At 62.9% G+C, this 19,559-nt stretch carries 17 protein-coding genes and 3 pseudogenes; 14 read left to right on the top strand and 6 right to left on the bottom strand.

The window, feature by feature from the left end:
- Positions 1-2: 2 nt before the first annotated feature.
- Entirely contained in the window at positions 3-254 is a 252-nt protein-coding gene (locus tag RVM26_RS15340) for a YMGG-like glycine zipper-containing protein (RefSeq protein ID WP_463004105.1), read from the top strand.
- 15 nt (positions 255-269) lie between these two features.
- Here the strand turns inward: RVM26_RS15340 and RVM26_RS15335 are convergent.
- Positions 270-449: pseudogene (locus RVM26_RS15335) on the bottom strand (extensin family protein); the annotation flags it as partial.
- Positions 450-554: 105 nt separating this feature from the next.
- On the opposite strand from RVM26_RS15335, the gene gmk reads away from it, so the two are divergent.
- From gmk to RVM26_RS15315, 4 genes are all read left to right on the top strand, one after another.
- Positions 555-1,187, top strand: coding sequence for a guanylate kinase (gene gmk, locus RVM26_RS15330; RefSeq protein ID WP_096921775.1), 633 nt, complete (start codon positions 555-557; stop codon positions 1,185-1,187).
- A gap of 87 nt (positions 1,188-1,274) precedes the next feature.
- A complete protein-coding gene (gene rpoZ / locus RVM26_RS15325; protein WP_016915502.1) occupies positions 1,275-1,535 on the top strand; it encodes a DNA-directed RNA polymerase subunit omega in 261 nt (86 codons plus the stop codon).
- 26 nt (positions 1,536-1,561) lie between these two features.
- Positions 1,562-3,694 (top strand): RelA/SpoT family protein, encoded by a 2,133-nt coding sequence (locus RVM26_RS15320; RefSeq protein WP_100732170.1) that lies wholly within the window; start codon positions 1,562-1,564, stop codon positions 3,692-3,694.
- Positions 3,695-3,789: 95 nt separating this feature from the next.
- On the top strand, positions 3,790-4,179 hold the full coding sequence (locus tag RVM26_RS15315; RefSeq protein WP_016915500.1) for a RidA family protein: 390 nt from the start codon (positions 3,790-3,792) through the stop codon (positions 4,177-4,179).
- A gap of 100 nt (positions 4,180-4,279) precedes the next feature.
- Here the strand turns inward: RVM26_RS15315 and RVM26_RS15310 are convergent, their stop codons facing one another.
- Positions 4,280-5,161, bottom strand: coding sequence for an SDR family oxidoreductase (locus tag RVM26_RS15310; RefSeq protein ID WP_463004104.1), 882 nt, complete (start codon positions 5,159-5,161; stop codon positions 4,280-4,282).
- A gap of 150 nt (positions 5,162-5,311) precedes the next feature.
- Here RVM26_RS15310 and RVM26_RS15305 point away from each other — a divergent pair, with 150 nt between their 5' ends.
- Both RVM26_RS15305 and recG read left to right on the top strand, forming a co-directional pair.
- Complete coding sequence (locus tag RVM26_RS15305) at positions 5,312-6,241, top strand: hydrogen peroxide-inducible genes activator (RefSeq protein WP_498939535.1); 930 nt, start codon at positions 5,312-5,314, stop codon at positions 6,239-6,241.
- A complete protein-coding gene (gene recG / locus RVM26_RS15300) occupies positions 6,238-8,316 on the top strand; it encodes an ATP-dependent DNA helicase RecG (RefSeq protein ID WP_498939533.1) in 2,079 nt (692 codons plus the stop codon). The genes RVM26_RS15305 and recG overlap by 4 nt, the downstream gene beginning before the upstream one ends.
- A gap of 44 nt (positions 8,317-8,360) precedes the next feature.
- On the opposite strand, the gene yccS is transcribed toward recG, so the two are convergent.
- Complete coding sequence (gene yccS / locus RVM26_RS15295) at positions 8,361-10,568, bottom strand: YccS family putative transporter (RefSeq protein WP_498939531.1); 2,208 nt, start codon at positions 10,566-10,568, stop codon at positions 8,361-8,363.
- 238 nt (positions 10,569-10,806) lie between these two features.
- Between yccS and RVM26_RS15290 the strand changes: the two genes are divergently transcribed.
- From RVM26_RS15290 to RVM26_RS15270, 5 genes are all read left to right on the top strand, one after another.
- Complete coding sequence (locus RVM26_RS15290; RefSeq protein ID WP_039178913.1) at positions 10,807-11,622, top strand: DUF3100 domain-containing protein; 816 nt, start codon at positions 10,807-10,809, stop codon at positions 11,620-11,622.
- Positions 11,612-12,106, top strand: coding sequence for a hypothetical protein (locus tag RVM26_RS15285; protein WP_084123778.1), 495 nt, complete (start codon positions 11,612-11,614; stop codon positions 12,104-12,106). The genes RVM26_RS15290 and RVM26_RS15285 overlap by 11 nt, the downstream gene beginning before the upstream one ends.
- Before the next feature lie 10 nt (positions 12,107-12,116).
- A complete protein-coding gene (locus RVM26_RS15280) occupies positions 12,117-13,274 on the top strand; it encodes a M20 aminoacylase family protein (RefSeq protein ID WP_058577671.1) in 1,158 nt (385 codons plus the stop codon).
- 97 nt (positions 13,275-13,371) lie between these two features.
- Positions 13,372-14,277 carry an NAD(P)-dependent oxidoreductase gene (locus RVM26_RS15275; RefSeq protein WP_016915492.1) on the top strand — a complete coding sequence of 302 codons (906 nt, stop codon included), beginning with the start codon at positions 13,372-13,374 and terminating at the stop codon, positions 14,275-14,277.
- Positions 14,274-15,824: an aldehyde dehydrogenase family protein gene (locus RVM26_RS15270; protein WP_287806999.1), complete on the top strand. Its 1,551-nt coding sequence runs from the start codon at positions 14,274-14,276 to the stop codon at positions 15,822-15,824. Before RVM26_RS15275 ends, RVM26_RS15270 begins: the two co-directional genes overlap by 4 nt.
- On the opposite strand, the gene RVM26_RS15265 is transcribed toward RVM26_RS15270, so the two are convergent.
- Positions 15,803-16,594, bottom strand: coding sequence for a LysR substrate-binding domain-containing protein (locus tag RVM26_RS15265; RefSeq protein WP_227407346.1), 792 nt, complete (start codon positions 16,592-16,594; stop codon positions 15,803-15,805). The genes RVM26_RS15270 and RVM26_RS15265 overlap by 22 nt on opposite strands.
- 253 nt (positions 16,595-16,847) lie before the next feature.
- Here RVM26_RS15265 and RVM26_RS15260 point away from each other — a divergent pair.
- Positions 16,848-17,600: pseudogene (locus RVM26_RS15260) on the top strand (IS30 family transposase); the annotation flags it as partial.
- A 29-nt stretch (positions 17,601-17,629) separates the two neighbouring features.
- Here RVM26_RS15260 and RVM26_RS15255 read toward each other — a convergent pair.
- Positions 17,630-18,883: an IS256 family transposase gene (locus RVM26_RS15255; protein ID WP_498939527.1), complete on the bottom strand. Its 1,254-nt coding sequence runs from the start codon at positions 18,881-18,883 to the stop codon at positions 17,630-17,632.
- Between the two features lie 100 nt (positions 18,884-18,983).
- Here RVM26_RS15255 and RVM26_RS15250 point away from each other — a divergent pair.
- Positions 18,984-19,232 (top strand): annotated as a pseudogene (locus RVM26_RS15250) (IS30 family transposase); the annotation flags it as partial.
- A 90-nt stretch (positions 19,233-19,322) separates the two neighbouring features.
- Here RVM26_RS15250 and RVM26_RS15245 read toward each other — a convergent pair.
- A complete protein-coding gene (locus tag RVM26_RS15245) occupies positions 19,323-19,523 on the bottom strand; it encodes a tautomerase family protein (protein WP_096921783.1) in 201 nt (66 codons plus the stop codon).
- Between the last annotated feature and the right edge of the window lie 36 nt (positions 19,524-19,559).

Below are 19,559 nucleotides of genomic sequence, written 5' to 3'. Positions count from 1 at the left end.
CCATGCAAAGCCCATCATTGAACGTCTCGCGTAGCTTGACCCTGAGTGCCATCGCGGCGCTGACCCTGGCCTTGGCGGGCTGTGGCGCAACCACTGGAGAGCGCGCCACCAGCGGCGCAGGCGTAGGTGCCGCCGTCGGTGCTGGCGCAGCAGCGGCCACTGGCGGAAGTATTGGCCGTGGCGCGGTGATTGGTGCAGGCGTAGGTGCTGCGACCGGTGCCCTGACCGATGAAGAGGACATCAGCCTCGACTGACGTTGGCACAGGCCACTAGCGGCACAGCCTGAAACCGCGCATGCCCAGATGGAGATGATCGGCATGCGCGGCATTGTAATCCGGCCCCAGCACGTTGCCGAAGGTATCGCAGGCGCCATCCCTCGCTGCCCGCAAGAACTCTCCCACTTCTCCCTCGTCATCCCAGTCGCGAATCAGCGTAATCTGACCTCCGTGTGGTTTCTTGAACCCCTACAGTCCCTGCCAGGGGTATGCGATACTGCGCGCTATTGGCGTGGGCCGTCACCCGCGCCCATTTCTGATCAACAAGGGAAGCGCTGCATGTCCCAGGGTACGCTTTATATCGTTTCTGCCCCCTCTGGGGCGGGTAAAACCAGCCTGGTTCGCGAGCTGATAGAGAGCCTGGATGGCATTCAGGTATCGGTGTCTCATACCACCCGTGCCAAGCGCGAAGGCGAAGTGAATGGCGTGAACTACCACTTCACGCAGATTCCCGAGTTCGAAGCCATGATTGCCCGCGGCGATTTCTTTGAGTATGCCAAAGTCTTCGACAATTACTACGGTACGTCACGTCAGGCCGTGCAAACGCTGCTGGATGCCGGGCAAGACGTGATTCTGGAAATCGACTGGCAGGGCGCGCGCCAGGTCCGCGAACAGATGCCTGCCGCCGTGTCGATCTTCATCCTGCCGCCGTCGCGCAGTGAGCTGGAGCGCCGCCTGTCGAGCCGGGGTACCGACGAGCACGCGGTGATTGCTCGGCGCATGCGCGATGCCGTCAGCGAGATGTCCCATTACGATGAATACGACTACCTGGTGATCAATGATGACTTCACCACGGCACTGCAGGAACTGCAGTCGCTGGTGATCAGCCACCGCCTGACCCTGGCCACCATGCAGCAGCGTCATGCGCCCCTGCTGTCTGCGCTCTTGTCACAGGCGCCTGGCGTCGAGTAATCTAGCAGGTCGTATGACTACTTTTCTCGCTGGGTCGGCGGCGTTTTCAGCCCTGCCGGCCCGGCGTCGTTATTACAGGATGGCCCCATGGCTCGCGTAACCGTCGAAGATTGTCTCGAAAACGTAGAAAACCGCTTCAAACTGGTGATGATTTCTACCCAGCGTGCCCGTCAGCTGGCGCGTGGCTCCCGTGATGCCCAACTGCCCTGGGAAAACGACAAGCCCACCGTCATGGCGCTGCGTGAAATCGCCGCAGGGCTGGTCGACCATACGGTTCTGGATGAGCCGGTCGAAGCGCCGGTGCGGGCGCGTCCTGCCATGACGCCCAGCGCTCAAATCGACGACTAAGCTAGCACCGATCAGGGGCGCGGTACATGTTCACCATTGATGACCTGGCCGACCGACTCGGCGGCTACTTACCCCCGGACGAGATCCAGCAGGTCAAGCGCGCCTTCTATTACGCCGAGCAGGCCCACGACGGCCAGCGCCGTCGCTCGGGCGAGCCCTACGTGACCCACCCGCTGGCGGTGGCCAACATTCTCGCCAACATGCACATGGACCATCAGAGCCTGATGGCCGCCATGCTGCACGATGTCATCGAAGACACCGGTGTGTCCAAGAAAGCCCTGGCGGCCCAGTTTGGCAAGCCGGTGGCCGAGCTGGTGGATGGTGTCTCCAAGCTGACGCAGATCACCTTCGAAGACAAGGCCGTTGCCCAGGCGGAGAATTTCCAGAAGATGGTGCTGGCGATGTCGCGGGACATTCGTGTCATCATCGTCAAGCTGGCCGACCGGCTGCACAACATGCGCACTCTGGGGGCTCTAAGGCCCGACAAGAAGCGCCGCATTGCCCGGGAAACCCTGGAAATCTACGCCCGTATTGCAGGGCGACTGGGGATCAACACCATCCGTGTGGAGCTGGAAGACCTCTCGTTCCAGGCGATTCACCCCATGCGGGCCGAGCGCATCAAGCGTGCGGTGGCCAGCGCCAGAGGCAACCGCCGCAGCGCCATGCGTGAAATCCAGGCCTCGCTACAGCAGAGCCTGGACGACGAAGCGCTGCAGGGCACGGTGATTGGCCGCCAGAAGCATCTGCTGTCGATCTACAAGAAGATGCGCGACCAGCGCAAGCCGTTTGCCGAGATCATGGACGTCTTCGGATTCCGTATCATTACCGAAGACGTGGCCAGCTGTTACCGGATTCTGGGCGTGGTGCACAACCTCTACAAGCCGGTACCGGGGCGCTTCAAGGACTACATCGCGATTCCCAAGGCCAACGGCTACCAGAGCCTGCACACGACGCTGTTTGGCCAGCGCGGCATGCCGATTGAAGTACAGATCCGCACCCGCGAAATGGAAGCCATGGCCAACAACGGCATTGCCGCCCACTGGCTGTACAAGGCTGGCCAGACCGCGCATCCGATTGCCGAAGGCAGCCACGCCCGCGCCCGCGCCTGGGTGAAGGGGCTGCTGGAGATGCAGCGCCACGCGGGGGACTCGCTGGAGTTCATCGAGCACGTCAAGAACGACCTGTTCCCGGATGATATCTACGTGTTCACGCCCAAGGGCGACATCATGGAGCTTCCCCAGGGGGCCACGGTGATCGATTTTGCCTATAGCGTGCACACCGATATCGGCAACAACTGCATTGCCTGTCGCATCGACCGCCACCTGGCGCCGCTCTCGACACGGCTGGAAAGCGGCCAGACGCTGGAAATCATCACCGCGCCCGGCGCGCGCCCCAACCTGGCCTGGCTGAATTTCGTCACCACCGCCAAGGCGCGCTCGGCCATCCGTCACGCGCTCAAGCACCAGCAGCAGGCAGAAGCCATCATGCTGGGACGCCGTTTGCTCAACAAGGCGCTGGCCCCCTTCGAGACCAGCCTGGAAGAGCTGGACGAGAGCGTGTTCGAACAGGCGTTGAAAGAGCTGGACGCCAGCTCCATGGATGCGCTGCTGGAGTCGATGGGGCTGGGCAATCGCATGGCCCACGTGGTGGCTCGGCGGCTGGTGGACGTGGCCCACGGCGAGAGCTTCGACAAGACGCTGGCCGACAACAGCGACAAGGCGGTGGTCATCAGCGGCAGCGAAGGCATGGTGATCAACTTTGCGCGCTGCTGCCACCCGCTGCCGGGCGACCCGGTGGTGGGGCACCTCTCTGTCGGCAAGGGGTTGGTGGTGCACCGCAGTGAGTGCAAGAACCTCTCCGAGCGCAAGAACGACCCGGAAAAGCTGTTTGCCCTGGAGTGGTCGGAAAATATCGACGAAGACTTCCCGGTGGCCCTGCGCATCGAGATCGAAAGCCGCCGTGGCCTGGTCGCCGAGCTGGCCGGGCTGGTGACCGATGCGGACGCCAACATCGAGCGGATCGGCATCGAAGAGCGTGACGCACGGCTCTCGACGGTCAACCTGACTCTGTCGGTGAAAGGGCGAGTCCATCTGGCGCGGATCATCAAGCGGATCCGCAACCTGCCCAACGTCGGCAAGATTACCCGTATGGCCAATTAAAACGACCTGGTACCCGCCGCTGGCCTGTCAGGCTGGCGGCGTCAGCCATGGCGATCATCATCCATCGATGCATTCTTACAGGAGCAAGAGACGCAATGAGCAATAAAGCGGTTATCAACACCGAGAAAGCCCCGGCGGCCATTGGCCCCTATTCACAAGCCATCAAGGCGGGCAACACGGTGTATCTGTCGGGCCAGATTCCCCTCGACCCGGACACCATGGCGCTGGTCTCCGATGATTTCGAAGCCCAGGCGCGTCAGGTGTTTGCCAACCTGCAGGCAGTGTGCGAAGAGGCGGCGGGTTCGCTGAGCGATATCGTCAAGCTCAACCTCTACCTGGTGGACCTGGACAACTTCGCCATCGTCAACAAGGTCATGGAGGAGTTTTTCTCCACGCCGTTCCCGGCCCGTGCGGCGGTGGGCGTGAAGGCGCTGCCCAAGGGCAGCCAGGTAGAAGCCGAAGCGGTCATGGTGATTGGCGACTAACGCCAAGGCCTGGTACGGCACAGCAAAAAGCGAGCCGTGGGGCTCGCTTTTTGGGTAGTGGTCAAGAGGCTAGTGGTTCACGAAAGCTCGCGCGGTAGCGTCAGGCTTTTTGCAGTGCCAGAAACCCGCCTTCCTTGAGCACCTGCAGATACCCCTCCTTGTAGCTGGGGTAGCGGAAGGTGTAGCCGGTTTCACGAATACGGCGGTTGTCGCAGCGCTTGCTGGCCCGGCGGCGCAGGGGGGACTGCATGGTCTCGGTGGACTCCACCTTCAGCTGTTTCGCCAGCCATGCCATCACGTTGTGCATGGTCACCGGCTCGCAGTCGCTGCCCAGGTACAGGTCTGCCAGCGGCGTACCGCTCTCCTGACAGCGAATCAGGTGCGCCAGGATGCCGGTGCAGTCATCGCGGTGAATCCGGTTGGAGTAGATCACCGGCGTCACGGCGGCAATGCGGCCTTCTGCCACCTGGTGGATCAGGCGGTCACGCCCCGGGCCATAAATGCCCGAGAAACGCACCACGGTGCCAGGCAGCGGGTGGTTGAGCAGTGACTGCTCGGCTTCGCGCATCAGGGTGCCGGAGAAGCTAGTGGATTCAGTGGGGCTCTCTTCATTGACCACTTCGCCTTCCTGCTGGCCGTAAACGCTGGTGGAAGAGACGAAGAAGATTCGCTTGGGCGGCGTGTCGTGTTGCTCCAGCACGCTCAGCACACGTTTCAGGCCGTCCGGGTAAGCGCTTTGATAGGCGCTCTCTTCGAAACGGTCGGCGCTGACGGTGTAAATGACGTAGTCCGCGCTGGGCAAGGCGTTGGCAGGTGCCCCTTCCAGGTCGTTAAGGTCCAGGGCCAGCGGCTCGATGCCCGTGTTGGCCAGTGCATCGGCCTGGCGGCGCACGCCGATCACGCGGTGCCCTTCGTCCAGCAGCTCCTTGCCAAGCGTGACGCCGATATCTCCACAGCCGATAATCAGTACCGTTAGCTTCACCTTGCTCACCCCTCTTGATAAATATTCCCTATTAGATACAAAGTCCCTATGAGATGTGCCATCTTCAATAGGGCTTGTCTGTCCTTTTCCATCTCGCTAATGACGATTACCAGTCACGAGCTGCAACGAGAGGATGCCACTGGCACCACCATGACTTTAACAGAACTACGCTACATCGTAACCCTTGCACAAGAGCGCCATTTTGGCCGTGCCGCTGAACGTTGCCACGTTTCACAGCCCACCTTGTCAGTGGCGGTGAAAAAACTGGAAGACGAACTGGAAGTGGCGCTGTTCGAGCGCTCCAAGTCCACCGTACAGGTAACGCCGCTGGGTGAAAAGGTCGTTGCGCAGGCGCAGCGCGTTCTGGAACAGAGTGGGCTGATTTTCGAACTGGCCAAGGCAGGCAAGGACCAGCTGGCCAACCCCCTGCGCATTGGCGCCATCTACACCATTGGGCCCTACCTGTTTCCCCATCTGGTGCCAGCGCTGGCCAACGCTGCGCCACAGATGCCGCTGTACATCGAAGAGGGCATGACCGGCACGCTGCGCGCCAAGCTGCGCAATGGCGAGCTGGACGTGATCATCGTGGCGCTGCCCTTCACCGAAACCGATGTAGTCACCAAGCCGATCTATGACGAGCATTTCGAAGTGCTGATGCCCGCCAGCCATCCGTGGGCAGCGCGTGAAGCCATCCACAAGGAAGACCTGCTGGAAGAGCGCCTGCTGCTGCTGGGGGAAGGCCACTGTTTCCGTGACCAGATTCTGGAAGCCTGCCCGGCCATTACCCAAAAGCTGAACAGCCCCAACAACACCCTGATTGCCGAAGGCGGCTCGTTGGAAACGATTCGCCACATGGTGGCCTCCAAGCTGGGCATTACCGTACTGCCCCAGTCGGCGCTGGGCACCGACCAGTACGAAAACGCCATGCTGGTCAGCCGTCCCTTCGTGGAGCCTGCGCCTTCGCGCACGGTGGCGATTGCCTGGCGCGCAAGCTTCCCCAGGCCCAAGGCCATCGATGCCCTGGCCCAGGCGATTGGCCAGTGCCAGCAACCGGACCACAAGGCCCACACGGACTCATGAGTGAACTGGCTGCTCCGGTCACGGCGCTGAAGGGCGTAGGCGACGCGCTGGCCATCAAGCTGGCGCGGCTGGGGGTCGAGCGCGTCAGCGACCTGCTGTTTCACCTGCCGCTGCGCTACCAGGACCGTACGCGGCTGACGCCGATAGGCCACCTTCGGGCGGGCCAGGAGGCGGTGGTGGAAGGGGAAGTGACCGCCAGCGACGTGGTCAAGGGGCGGCGGCGCAGCCTGCTGGTGCGGCTGCGCGACGGGAGCGGCATCCTGAGCCTGCGGTTCTTTCACTTCTCTCCGGCTCAGCAGCAACAGCTGCGCCCCGGCGTCATCGTTCGGGCGTTTGGCGAAGCGCGGGCGGGCGCCACGGGGCTGGAGATTTATCATCCCGAGTATCGGCTTAGCGGCGGTAGCGAAACGCCGGTCGAGGAGTACTACACGCCGATTTATCCCACCACCGAGGGGCTTCACCAAACCCGTCTGCGAGCGCTGACCCAGCAAGCGTTGCGCCTGCTAGAGCAAGCCCCCGAAACTCTGCCCGATGTGATTCCCGATGCGCTGCGTCAGCGCTTCCAACTGCCGGGGCTTCACGCGAGCTTGCAGCTACTGCACCAGCCGCCGCCGGACGTGGACCTGGAGCAGCTTGCTCAGGGGCTTCACCCCGCCACCCGGCGGCTCGCCCTGGAGGAGCTGCTGGCCCACCAGCTCAGCCTGCGGGAAGTGCGCCTGCGTATTCAGGCCGATGGCGCGCCGACGCTGCCCTCTGGGCGTAGCCTGCAAACCCGCTTTCTGGCGCAGCTGCCGTTTGCCCTCACCGGTGCCCAGCGCCGCGTGCTGGAGGAGATCGCCCTCGACCTGGCACGCCCGGCACCCATGCTGCGGTTGGTGCAGGGGGATGTGGGATCGGGCAAGACGGTGGTGGCGGCCATGGCCGCGCTCTCGGCGCTGGCGGGCAACTGCCAGGCGGCCATGATGGCGCCCACGGAAATTCTCGCCGAGCAGCACTATCGTTCGTTCAAGGCATGGTTCGAGCCACTGGGTATCGACGTCGCCTGGCTGGCGGGCAAGCTGAAAGGCAAGGCGCGGCTGGATGCCAAGGCCGCCATCGCCGATGGCCGAGCGCGGATGGTGGTGGGCACCCACGCGCTGTTTCAGGACGATGTGCATTTTCAATGCCTGGGGCTGGCGATCATCGACGAACAGCACCGCTTTGGCGTGCACCAGCGCCTCGCCCTGCGTGAAAAGGGGGAGGCCGGTGGGCTGACGCCTCACCAGCTGATCATGACCGCCACGCCGATTCCCCGCACCCTGGCCATGAGCGCCTACGCCGACCTGGACGTGTCGGTGATCGACGAGCTGCCGCCGGGGCGCACGCCGGTGAAGACCGTGGTGGTCTCGGACGAGCGCCGCCCGGAAGTGGTCGAGCGTATCCGCAATGCCTGCCGCGATGGCCGCCAGGCCTATTGGGTCTGCACGCTGATCGAGGAGTCCGAAGTGCTCCAGTGTCAGGCGGCGGAAGTCACGCGGGACGAGCTTACCCAGGCGCTGCCGGAGCTGGCCATTGGGCTGATACACGGGCGCATGAAGGCCGCCGAAAAAGCCGAGGTGATGGAGGCTTTCAAGACCGGCGAGCTGGATCTTTTGGTCGCCACTACGGTGATCGAGGTCGGCGTGGATGTCCCGAATGCCAGCCTGATGATCATCGAAAACCCGGAGCGCCTGGGGCTTTCTCAGCTCCACCAGCTACGCGGGCGTGTTGGGCGGGGCAGCACCGAAAGTTTTTGCGTGCTGCTTTACCATGCGCCGCTGTCCAAAAGCTCCCGAGAGCGGCTCAGCGTGATGCGCGAAACCACCGACGGCTTCCGCATTGCCGAAAAAGACCTGGAAATTCGCGGCCCCGGTGAAGTGCTCGGCACCCGCCAGACTGGTCTCGCCCAGATGAAAATCGCCGACCTGGAGCGCGATGCCGACCAGCTGGAGCGGGTCACCGCCCTGGCCCAGGCGCTCCAGGGCAACGCCGAAGTCACCGCGGTACTGGTGCGCCGCTGGCTGGGCGAAGCCGCCGGGCGCTACGGGCAGGTGTGAGGAGCGGTGTGAGGCTGCAGGTGTAAGAGACCGGTGTGCGGGAGTTAGCGTAGCGCTTCAGCCGCGTCGGTTTGAAGGCAGTCGGGCGCCACCAGTCGCCCGGCTGCCTCGCTGAGCGGCCCCAGTTGCTCGGCGATCAGGCGCAGCTGGCTCTGGATGGGGCGGTAGTGGGTCATGGCCTTCTCATCCAGCGTATTGCTCTGCTCTTCCAGCAGCGTCAGCAGCTCCTGGGCCTGGGCGGCCAGCGGCTCCACCGGCAGGCGTCTGTCCAGCTGTGTGGCCAGCTGTTCCAGCAGGGCGCTGATGCGTTTGGCCAGCGGCACCAGGGTGGCGTCGTCTTCGTCGTCGGCCAGCCGATGACGGTGCGCGCCTAACGCCGAAAGGTGGCTGAGCAGCGTGTTGGAGAGCACCAGGAAGCGCAGGCCGTTGTCGGCGTCCTGTTTGCGGTAGTGGCCTGGCTCGTGAAGCATGTTGGTCAGCAGGGTCGAGAGCGCCGCATCGGCGTTGTGGGCATTCCGCCGGGCCAGGCGGTAGGCCAGGTCGTCCTGTTTGCCCTCTTCGTACTGGTGCACGATCTCGTCCAGGTAGTGACGATGGTTGGTCAGCACCTTGCCCGCCTCACGGTAGAGCCGCCGCCCTTGCCAATCCGGCAGGATAAAGAACACCGCCAGCCCGGCAATCAGCGAGCCAATCAGGGTATCGAACAGCCTGGGCCAGATCAGATCGAAGCCATCCCCCACCTGATTGAAGCTGCACAGCACCAGCAGGGTGATGGAGGCAGTGGCAATTACGTAGTGTTTTTCCCGATTGGCGAAGAAGGACACCCCCGCCGCCACGGCGATCATGCTCTGGACCAGCGGCTGGGGAAACAGGCTGATCGACATCCAGCCCGCGGTCAGGCCCAGCACCGTGCCGAGGATACGCTGAGATAAAAAGCGCCGCGTGGTGGCAAAATTCGGGCGGCACACGAACAGCGTGGTCAGCAGTATCCAGAAACCCTGCTTGGGGTCCAGCCACTGCAGCAGCCCATAACCGACCACCAGGGCGGTAGTCAGGCGTACCGCATGGCGAAAGGTGGGCGAGCCCAGCGTGAAATTGAGCCGCACGCGCTTCCAGGCTTCCAGCAGGCTGGAAGGCGAGCGGTCGTAGAGGGCGCTGTCGCGGCGCTCTTCATCGGCGGCAGGGTTATGGGCGCTGGCAATTTGGGCTTCCAGGGTAGTGAGGTTATCGGCCAGGGCGGTCAGCGGGCGAATCAGCGGCCGCCACTCGGGCTTGCCGCGTTCGCGGAGGTTCTCGATGGAGGCGCGCAGGTCGGCTAGCGCCTGCTCGCTCTGCTCGTGACTGAACGGGCGATTGAGCAGCAGCGATTTGGCCAGCTGACGGCAGGCACGGCCCTGCTGGTCCAGCAGGCGCTGGCAGCGAAACAGCACGTCGTGGTGGAAAAACGCATCGGTGAGCGCGCTGTAAGGGTAGTGGGTGGAGCTGGCCCGCTCGTGGATATCCTGGGCAATGAAGTAGATCTGCAGGTAGCGGTTGAGCTTGCGGCTGCCGCGCTGGCCTTCGAGGCGGCGAAAGATCATCTCCTTGGCCTGGTTCAGGGCATCCACCACCTGGCCGTTCTGGCGGGCCAGCGCCACGCGTCGGGCTTCCACATCGACCCCGCGCACGGGCTCGAAAAGCGCCGATTTCAGGATCAAGAACTCCCCCAGCGCCTTGTACACCCGTGCCATGCTCTGCTTGACCGGCTGGCGCGAGAACAGCGCGCACCACACCACGGAAATTGCCCCGTACCAGGCCGCGCCGCCCAGCAGCAGCAGCTGGCGTGCCGCCACGTCCTCATCCACTCCGCCGTGCTGCTCGATGTTGATCATGGAGTAGATCGACAGAATCAGCGTGCCCGAGGCAATGGTGGCGTAGCGCTGGCCAATGGCGCCCAGCATGATCAGCGTAAAGGTGGAGACTGCCAGCCCCACGGCAAAGAGCCACGGCCAGGGGAATAGCCACTGCACCACGAACGAGGCCGAGGCAAAGCACAGCAGGGTGACCGCCAGGGCTTGTGCCCGCCCTTGCCAGCTGTCGTCGGTTTCCGAGAGCGCGCAGGCGATGATGCCGAGAAACAGCGGGATCACCAGGGCCACGTCGCCCATCAGCCCGCTCAGCAACAAGGCGCCGCTGAAGGCGATGAAGACCCTCAGGCTGTAGGCGAACTTATCCAGTGTCCAGAGGCGGCGTAAGGGCAGTGAAATGGGCATGGTGTGTCTAAGCGGACCTCGAAAGTGTGGTGTTGTTAAGTTGTTAGACTTTAGTCGTGTTCGAGTATAGAGCCAACTCGGCGCCGCTGTCGCTATCTGGCGCAGGCCAGCGAACGCTGGACGTTGGCCAAGCGTTTATTCGCTGGGGTGTTCTAAAAAGTAGCGCACAAAATCGCTATGATTGGAACAGTAACCTTTCGATACTCGGAGTGACTCTAAAAAAAACAGGATCACTCCCATGGATCTCAAACTGCTGCTGGACTGGCGTCTGCACCTCACGGTGATCGTGACGTCGATGTTGTCGGAATGGATAGGCATCGTACGCATGCCGCTGGGGCCAGGAACGCTCTTGTTACTCCCTCTGCTTTACGCCTTCGTGATCGGCGTGCTGCTCAATCCGCATCTGTTTTCGGCGATGGGCAAGGTCATTCCCAAGCCGGTCAGCCATGCGGCCGGGCCCATCATCCTGATCGCTATTCTGCCGTTCATCGCCAAATTTGGCTCTACCATTGGTCCTGCCATCGAGCAGATCATCGCCGCCGGGCCTGCACTGATCCTTCAGGAGCTGGGCAACCTGGGCACCATGCTGCTGGCGCTGCCGTTTGCGGTGCTGGTGCTGAAGATGGGCCGTGAAGCGGTCGGTGCCACCTATTCGATTGCCCGTGAGCCCAATATTGCCATCATTTCGGATCGTTATGGCCTGCGCAGCCCGGAAGGGATCGGCATCATGGGCGTCTACGTGGTGGGCACCATGTTTGGCACGCTCTACTTTGCGCTGATGGCGGGCTATATCGCTTCGCTGGACATTCTGGATATCCGCGCCCTGGCCATGGCCTGTGGGGTGGGCAGCGGCAGCATGGTCGCGGCGTGTTCGGCCGCCCTCGCCGAAGCAGTGCCAGCCTCGCGGGACGAGCTGCTGGCCTTTGCCGGGGCCAGTAACCTGCTGACCTATGCCACCGGGCTGTATATCTCCCTCTTTATCGCGCTGCCCGTCACCGAGTGGATGTACAAGCGCCTGACCGGTAACCGCCAGGAGACGCAACATGAAGGCTAACGAGATGACCACAGAACCCCTGGACAAGAGTGCGCTGGAAGAGCTGCGCCCGGAAAACCAGCTGGGCAAGACCGCACTGGTGCTGGCAGCGGTCTGCGTGGCGGCCTGGTTCAGCAATACCGTCAACGGTGCACCGCTGCTGGAAGCGCTGCCGGGCATGCTGATTCTTTATGGGCTGGTGATCATTGGCCTGGTCATGGGGCGTCTGTGCCCCTTCTACCTGCCCAGCGTGGCCTGGGTGTCCCTGGTGAGCATTCTGGTCACACTGCCCTCGTTTCCGGGGAGCGCCTGGATCGTATCGCAATTGGCGGCGGTGAATTTCCTGGCGGTCGTGACGCCGGTATTGGCCTACGCCGGGCTGGCGCTGACCGGCCGTGAGTTCGCCATGTTCCGCCAGACCGGCTGGAAGCTGGTCATCGTGGCGCTGCTGGTGTTCACCGGCACGTTCATCGGCTCCGCCGTCGTCGCGCACATCATGCTTTAAGGAGTGAACCATGGCTGCGTCAGTGACCATACCCGACAGCGCTGAACTCGCCGCCTGGCGGCAGGATTTCCACCAGCACCCTGAAACCGCCTTCGAGGAGCACCGTACCAGTGCGCGTATCGCGTCGCTGCTCACCCAGTGGGGCTTCGATGTCACCACGGGCTTGGCGGGCACGGGCGTGGTGGCCACCCTGGATGGCCAGCAGGGGGAAGGCAAGACCATCGGCCTGCGGGCCGATATCGACGCCCTGGACATCCGTGAAGAGACCGGGCTGGCCTACGCCTCGCAGACGCCGGGCAAGATGCACGCCTGCGGACACGATGGCCATACCACGATGTTGCTGGGAGCGGCCTGGGCGCTGAAGCAGCAGCCCGATTTCAAGGGGCGGGTGGTATTCATCTTCCAACCCGCCGAAGAGAACGAAGGCGGTGGCCGTGCCATGGTGGAGGACGGTCTGTTCGAACGCTTCCCCATGGACGCCGTGTACGGGCTGCACAACTGGCCCGGGCTGCCGGTGGGGGTCGCTGCGGTGCACGATACCGACGTCATGGCCGCGTTCGACATCTTCAGCCTGACGCTGACCGGTAAAGGCTGCCATGCGGCGATGCCCCACCTGGGCACCGATACGGTGCTGGCGAGCTGCCAGCTGATCAGCCAGCTGCAGGGGCTGGTGAGCCGTGAAACGCCGCCGGACAAGTCGGCGGTGCTGAGCATCACCAGCATCAATGCCGGAGACACGTTCAACGTGATTCCCGAGCAGGTGGCGCTGCGCGGCACGCTGCGCTGCTTCGACATGGCGCTGAAAGAGCGCCTGGAAGCACGTTTCAAGCAGGCCATTGCCAGCCTGGCCGAGTTCCATGGCTTGACGGTGGAACTGGATTACCAGCGCTGCTACCCCGCCACGATCAATACCCCAGCGCATGCCCAGCACTGCGCCACGGTGCTGGAGGGGCTGCTTGGCCAAGGCAAGGTGCTGCGCAACCCGCCGCCCAGCATGGCCTCCGAGGATTTCTCGTTCCTGCTGGCCGAGTGCCCAGGTGCGTATATCTGGATGGGCAACGGCGAAGATTCGCCGTCGCTGCACAACCCCCACTACGACTTCAACGATGCGCTGTTACCGCTCGGAACGCGCTACTGGGTAGCGCTGGTCAACGCACTGCTCGTCTGAAAATGACGTAATACATCCATTCGCTCTCTGATGCCCACTGGGTAGGGGAGCGTCTACCCCGCATTCAGTGTTTCATGGCATGCCAAGGAGTTTGATGATGTCGCAAACCGAACACGCTTTATCGATTACCGTGATAGGCCTGGGCCAGATGGGCGGCAATATGGCGCTGACCTTGCAGGCCGCCGGCTTCGAGGTCACGGGCAGTGACCTGTTTGAGGCCGCGCGGGAAAGGCTCGCAGGCTTGGGCCTGGCCGTGGTGGCACCGGATGCCCTGCCTGCCAGCGATGTCTACCTGCTCTCGCTGCCTACTTCTGCCCACGTGCGCGAGGTGATCGAAACCTCTCCTGGCCTGCTCGCCCTGGCCCCCAAGGGCAGTGTGATCGTCGATACCTCCACCAGTGACCCCGCCGTCAGCCGCGAGCTGGCCGAAAAAGTTACCGCAGCGGGCCTTCACTGGCTGGATGCCCCGGTCAGCGGCGGCCCCAAGGGCGCCGCCAACGGCACGCTGGGCATGCTGCTGGGCGGCGATGATGCCACCCTGGAGCGAGTGATGCCGATGCTGGAAGCCATGTCGGCCAAGCGCACCCATGTGGGCGGCCCGGGCAGCGGCCACGTGGTGAAGCTCGCCAACAACTACCTGTGTGCGGCGCACCTGCTCACGACCGCCGAAGCCGTCGCCATGGCCGCCAAGGCAGGCGTCGAGCCTGCCGCCTGCCTGGCGGGTATCAACAGTGGCTCGGGGCGCAGCGCCATCAGCGAGGTGAACTTCCCCGAGTGGGTGCTGAGCGAACGCTTCGATTCTGGGTTTACCACCGGCTTGATGCGCAAGGACCTGCGCCTGGCGCGGGACGCCGCGGAGCAGTTGGGTATTCCTCTGGCCTTGCTGCAGGCGGTGGTGAATGCCTGGCACGCAAGCCCGGAGCAGCCCGCCGATAGCGACGACTTCAACCATATCACCACGCCGATTCTTGCCTGTGCCCGCCAAACGGAGAGCCACTCATGAGCCCACTCAGCCAACACGCCAGCGACCAGCTTGCCGCCCTCCTGAACGGCTTTGGGTTAGCGGCAAAAACGCCGTTGAGCAACTGGATCGATGGTGATCTGGTGGCCGGAGAAGGCGAAGAGATCACGCTGATCAACCCGGCGACGGGGGAGGCGCTGGTCAGCTACCGCGATGCGGGTGCGGCGCTCATCGAGCGCGCCACGCAAGCCGCGCAGCGGGGCCAGCGCGAGTGGATGGCGTTGACGGCCAGCGAGCGCGGGCGGCGAATGAACGCGGCAATACGGGGCCTGAAAGGCCATGAAGAGGCGCTGGCACAGCTGGAAAGCGTGGTGGCGGGGAAACCGATTCGCGACTGCCGGGCCGAAGTGGGCAAAGTACGCGAGATGTTCGAATACTACGCTGGCTGGTGCGACAAGCAGCACGGCGAAGTGATTCCGGTACCCACCACGCATCTTAACTACGTGCGCCACGTGCCTTATGGGGTGGTGGGGCAGATCACGCCCTGGAACGCGCCGATGTTCACCTGTGCCTGGCAGCTGGCACCGGCCATGGCGGCGGGCAATGGGGTGGTGCTGAAACCTTCCGAGCTGACCCCTTTCACCTCGGTGGTGATTGCCCAGCGGCTGGAAAGCGGCGGCCTGCCCAAAGGGCTGATCAACATCGTCAACGGGCTGGGCAGAACCACCGGTGCGGCGCTGACCGACCATCCCGCCATCAGCAAGCTGGTGTTTGTCGGCTCGCCCCAGAGTGGTCGCCTGATCGCCGAGGCGGGGGCACGGCGCCTGGTGCCCAGTGTGCTGGAGCTGGGCGGCAAATCCGCCAATATCGTGTTCGCCGACGCCAAGCTCGATGAAGCGGTGGCTGGCGCCCAGGCGGCCATCTTTGCGGCGGCGGGCCAAAGCTGTGTGGCGGGCTCGCGGCTGCTGATCGAGCGCTCGGTCTTCCAAGAGGTCACCACCCGCCTGGCCCGAGCGGCGGAGCAGATTCACGTGGGCCTGCCCAGCGATGAAGCCACCCGCATGGGGCCGCTGCAGAATCGCCGTCAATTCGAGCAGGTGACGCGCATGATCGAGGCCGCTGAAGCGGAAGGGGCAAGCGTGCTGACGGGGGGCAAACGCCCGGAAGGCTTGCCTGATGACGCCCAGGGCTACTTTATCGCGCCCACGGTGCTGGTGAATGTCACCCCCGACATGGAGATTGCCCAGCAGGAGGTATTTGGCCCGGTGCTGATCGCCATGGCATTCGATGACGAGGCCCAGGCCGTTCGGCTTGCCAACGACACCCGGTTTGGGTTGGCCGGTGCCGTGTGGAGCCAGGACGTGGCCCGAGCGCATCGCGTGGCGGGGCAGCTGCGGGCGGGCACGGTATGGATCAATAGCTACAAGGCGATCAGCGTGATGTCGCCGTTCGGGGGCTTTGGCGACAGCGGCTTTGGCCGCTCCAGCGGTCTGGACGGCCTGCGCGAATACACGGTGCCGCAAAGCGTCTGGGTGGAAACCGCACCGGAGGCCAGCGTGGCGTTTGGCTACGGCAGCGGTGTCGGCTGATTCGATGCCGGGTCCCGAAAGGCCTGCATCCAGCGCTGCAGGTGGCGAAGCAGCAGGATGCTGGCCTTGGGTTGCTGGCGGCCCACCCGGGTGACCATGTGGGCCTGGGAGCGCTGAAACAGCGGGTCGTCTACCGGGCGTGCGACAAGGCTGCCGATGTCCAGGTCGTGGGCGACCGCAAACGCCGGTAGCAGCGTTACCCCCATGCCGCTGCGCACGTATTGCGCCAGTATCACCATCGAGTTGGTGTTCATGGTCATACGCGGGGCGAGGCGTGCCTGTTGGAACGCCTGATCGACCATCTGGCGCACGCCATGGGTGGTGTCCCACATGGCCATGGGCTGGGTGCTGAGCTGTGCCAGGGTGAGCGGGTGGGGCTGCTCGGCCAAGGGGTGATGCGGCGCCAGAATGGCCATCAACGGCTGCGGGCTAGAGGCCCAGAAGCGCAGCTGCGGATGGGTACGCTCGTGAAACATCAGCCCGATATGGCTTTGATCCTCGACAATCGCATCGATGATGCCGGACGTGCCCGCGATATGGATATCCAGCTGGATGCCCGCATAGCGCTGGGTGAATTCATGCAAGGGAGAAGCCACCAGGTCGCTGACGAAGCCTTCGCCCACGGTGAGGGAAATCGTTCCGGTTTCCAGGCGCTGGTAGGCTTCGAGGGACGTGATGAAGCTTTCGTCGAGGGCGCTGCGCCGCTCGCAGTACTCCAGCAGCATCTCGCCGACGGGCGTGGGGCGTATGCCGCCGCGCTGGCGTTCCATGAGGGTTGCTCCCAAGGCTGCTTCCAGCAGCACTATCCTATCTGCTGACTCACCGCCGAGGGAGCTATCTCCAAGCGAAGCTTCCTGATGGTTTTTTCATCTAACTACTACATAGTTCCCTGTCCTGGAGACGCAATAGTTAACCTTGGCCCCTAGATTCATAGAATAACCGCAGCACTTTGGATCACAAGGTAGAAGCAGGAGGGCCAGCGCCGGTGCCCTCTCTGCTTTACCAACCAAAGTGAAGCAGAGCATGGCATACCGACAGCTGACCCAGACCCAACGATACCAGATTCACGCTTACAGGTGTGCAGGCATGAGCCAGCGACAGATCGCCAGAGCTATTGGTGTTCATGACAGCACGGTGAGTCGGGAGCTGCGTCGTCACACGACGCCCGAGGGGTATGACCCTGAGCAGGCCCAGCAACGTAGCGACCATCGACGCCGCACCGCCTGGAAGTGGACGAAGCGCCTACCCAGCCTGATGGACTTCGTCGCCAGACGGCTCCGCGAGGAGTGGAGTCCCGAGCAGATCAGCGGCTTCATGGCCCCCTTGATTGGCGTGGGCGTTAGCCACCAGTGGATCTACTCCCTGGTCCGGGATGACAAGGCCCGGGGTGGCGGCCTGTGGCGGCACCTTCGTCAGCCCCGGCGGCACAGCAAACGCCGTGCCCGGGCCAAAAGCGCAGGACTTGGCAGGATCCCCCATCGCGTGGGCATCGAGCATCGCCCGGCGGAGGTCGAGGAACGCCGCTTCATCGGGCATTGGGAGGGTGACACCGTGGTTCAGGGGCACAAGCAATCGGGCCTGGTCACCCTGGTAGAGCGGCGTAGTGGTTATCTCCTGGCAGCACGGTTGCCCAGGGTCTCAGCAGACCTGACGCAAGCGGCCATGATCCGGCTGTTGAAGCCACGCCGGGGAGCTGTGAAGACCATCACTCTGGACAATGGCTCCGAGTTTGCCAGTCACGTCGCCGTTGGCCAGGCGGTCAGCGCAGATATCTACGAGTTATAGTCAAATCTGGTGGATGGCGGTCAGGCGACAGTCCTGTCTGACTGATCGGTTACCTGCTCTCCATCCTGAAACCGGACGTTGTTCACGACCAGTTCCAGCTTGCTGAACCCCTTGATGCGCTTCCAGCGCTTCTCGGCGCTCTGGAGCAGCTTGAAGACCATCGCCAGGGTCGTCGCTCGGGAGCCGCAGTTCCGGCTCCGCTTGGTCCTCAGGCGGACCGTGGCGAAGGTCGACTCGATCGGGTTGGTGGTGCGGATATGCACCCAGTGCTCTGCCGGGTAGTCGTAGAACGCCAGCAACTCCTCCCGATCCTTGGCCAGGCACTCCATGGCTCTGGGGTACTTGGCCTCGAAGCGTTTCACGGTGCGATCGAAGGCCTTGTGTGCCTCATCGCGGGTCTCGGCCATCCAGATCTCGTGAAGGTCGGCCTTGACCTTGAGCTGCACCGATTTTGGCAGCTTATTCAGTATGTTGGCAGTCTTATGTACCCAGCAGCGCTGATGGTCGGTCTCTGGGTAAACCTTGCTCAAGGCCGCCCAGAAGCCCATGGCGCCGTCGCCGACCGCGAGCTTGGGGGCGGTGGTCAGCCCGCGCCCACGCAGCCCCGTGAGCAGCTCTTTCCAGCTGGCTTCTGACTCACGCTGGCCATCTTCGACGACGACCAGTTCCTTGCGACCCTGCTCGGTGACGCCGATGATCACCAACAGGCACAGGCGGTCATCCATGCGCACGTTGCTGTAGATTCCGTCGGCCCACCAGTAGACGTAGCGCTGGTCGACCAGGTCTCGCTGCCGCCACTCGGCATGCTCGTCTTCCCACTGCTTCTTGAGCCGCGACACCGTGTTGGCTGACAGCCCCTTGGCCTGGTCGCCCAGCAGCGCCGCCAGGGCTTCCTGGTAGTCGCCGGTGGAGATTCCCTTCAGGTAGAGCCAGGGGATCAGCTCCTCGATGCTGCGGGCCCGCTTCAGGTAGGGGGGCAGCAGGCTGCTATTAAAGCGAGCGCCTCCACCGCTGCGGTCTCGCACCTTGGGCACCTGCACGCTGACATCCCCGATGCCAGTCTGGACCGTACGCTCGGGCAGGTACCCGTTGCGGACCACGGCCTGGCGGCCATCGTCGAGCCGATGATCGGCATACTGCGCCAAGAAGGTAGCCAGTTCGGCCTCGACAGCCTTGGCAATCAAGTCACGGGCGCCTTGGCGCAGCAGCTCGTGCAGCGGGTCAGCGACCTGGGGTTCTGGTTGTGAAAGAGCCCGGAGGGTAGAATCGGTCATGGCGTATCCACTCTGTTGGTTGAGATCTTGGTCGTGATCAATCAACAGGATACGCCACCCTTCCTATCTCCTCCCATACACCAGACTTGAGCTTAACTCAGATATCTACTTTCGTGACCCTTACTGCTCCGGCCAGCGTGGGAGCAACGAGAATACCAATGGCCTGATCAGGCAGTACTTCCCCAAGGGGACAGACTTCCGTCAGGTCACCGATGCCGAGCTGCGCAGGGTGGTCAGGAAGCTCAATGACCGCCCTCGAAAGCGACTCGGTTACCGGATACCGGCACAGGTGTTCCTGGGAGAGTACTCAGGAGCCCTGGACACAGCAGGTGCTGCACTTATTGCTTGAATCTAGGGCCGAAAACCCGCAATTGAGAATTAAGTATGTCCTATAATACTTGATGAAGAAACAAGGCAACGGCATTGGATGATATCCAAATTAACCCTTGGTATGCTTTGTGTCTATATGCAATAGACCCGCTTTGCCCCAGTTTTGGTCGTCATAATCTTGGAGGAATATTGTGACAGATTCCGGTTTGACATTATAGCTGTCGACAAATGCTTCGGTAATTTTCTTGATGAGCTCACGTTTTTGCTCCAACGTCCGGCCTGGAGACTGGGCGATAGTAACGACGGGCATAGATAGTTCCTTATTCGTGTATGAAATTTTGAAAAT

This window comes from Halomonas sp. KM072 (assembly GCF_050710315.1).
In the GTDB taxonomy this organism is placed as follows: domain Bacteria; phylum Pseudomonadota; class Gammaproteobacteria; order Pseudomonadales; family Halomonadaceae; genus Vreelandella; species Vreelandella hamiltonii.
Note: the sequence above shows the minus strand (reverse complement) of the source record. Positions and strands in the feature narration are given on the sequence as shown.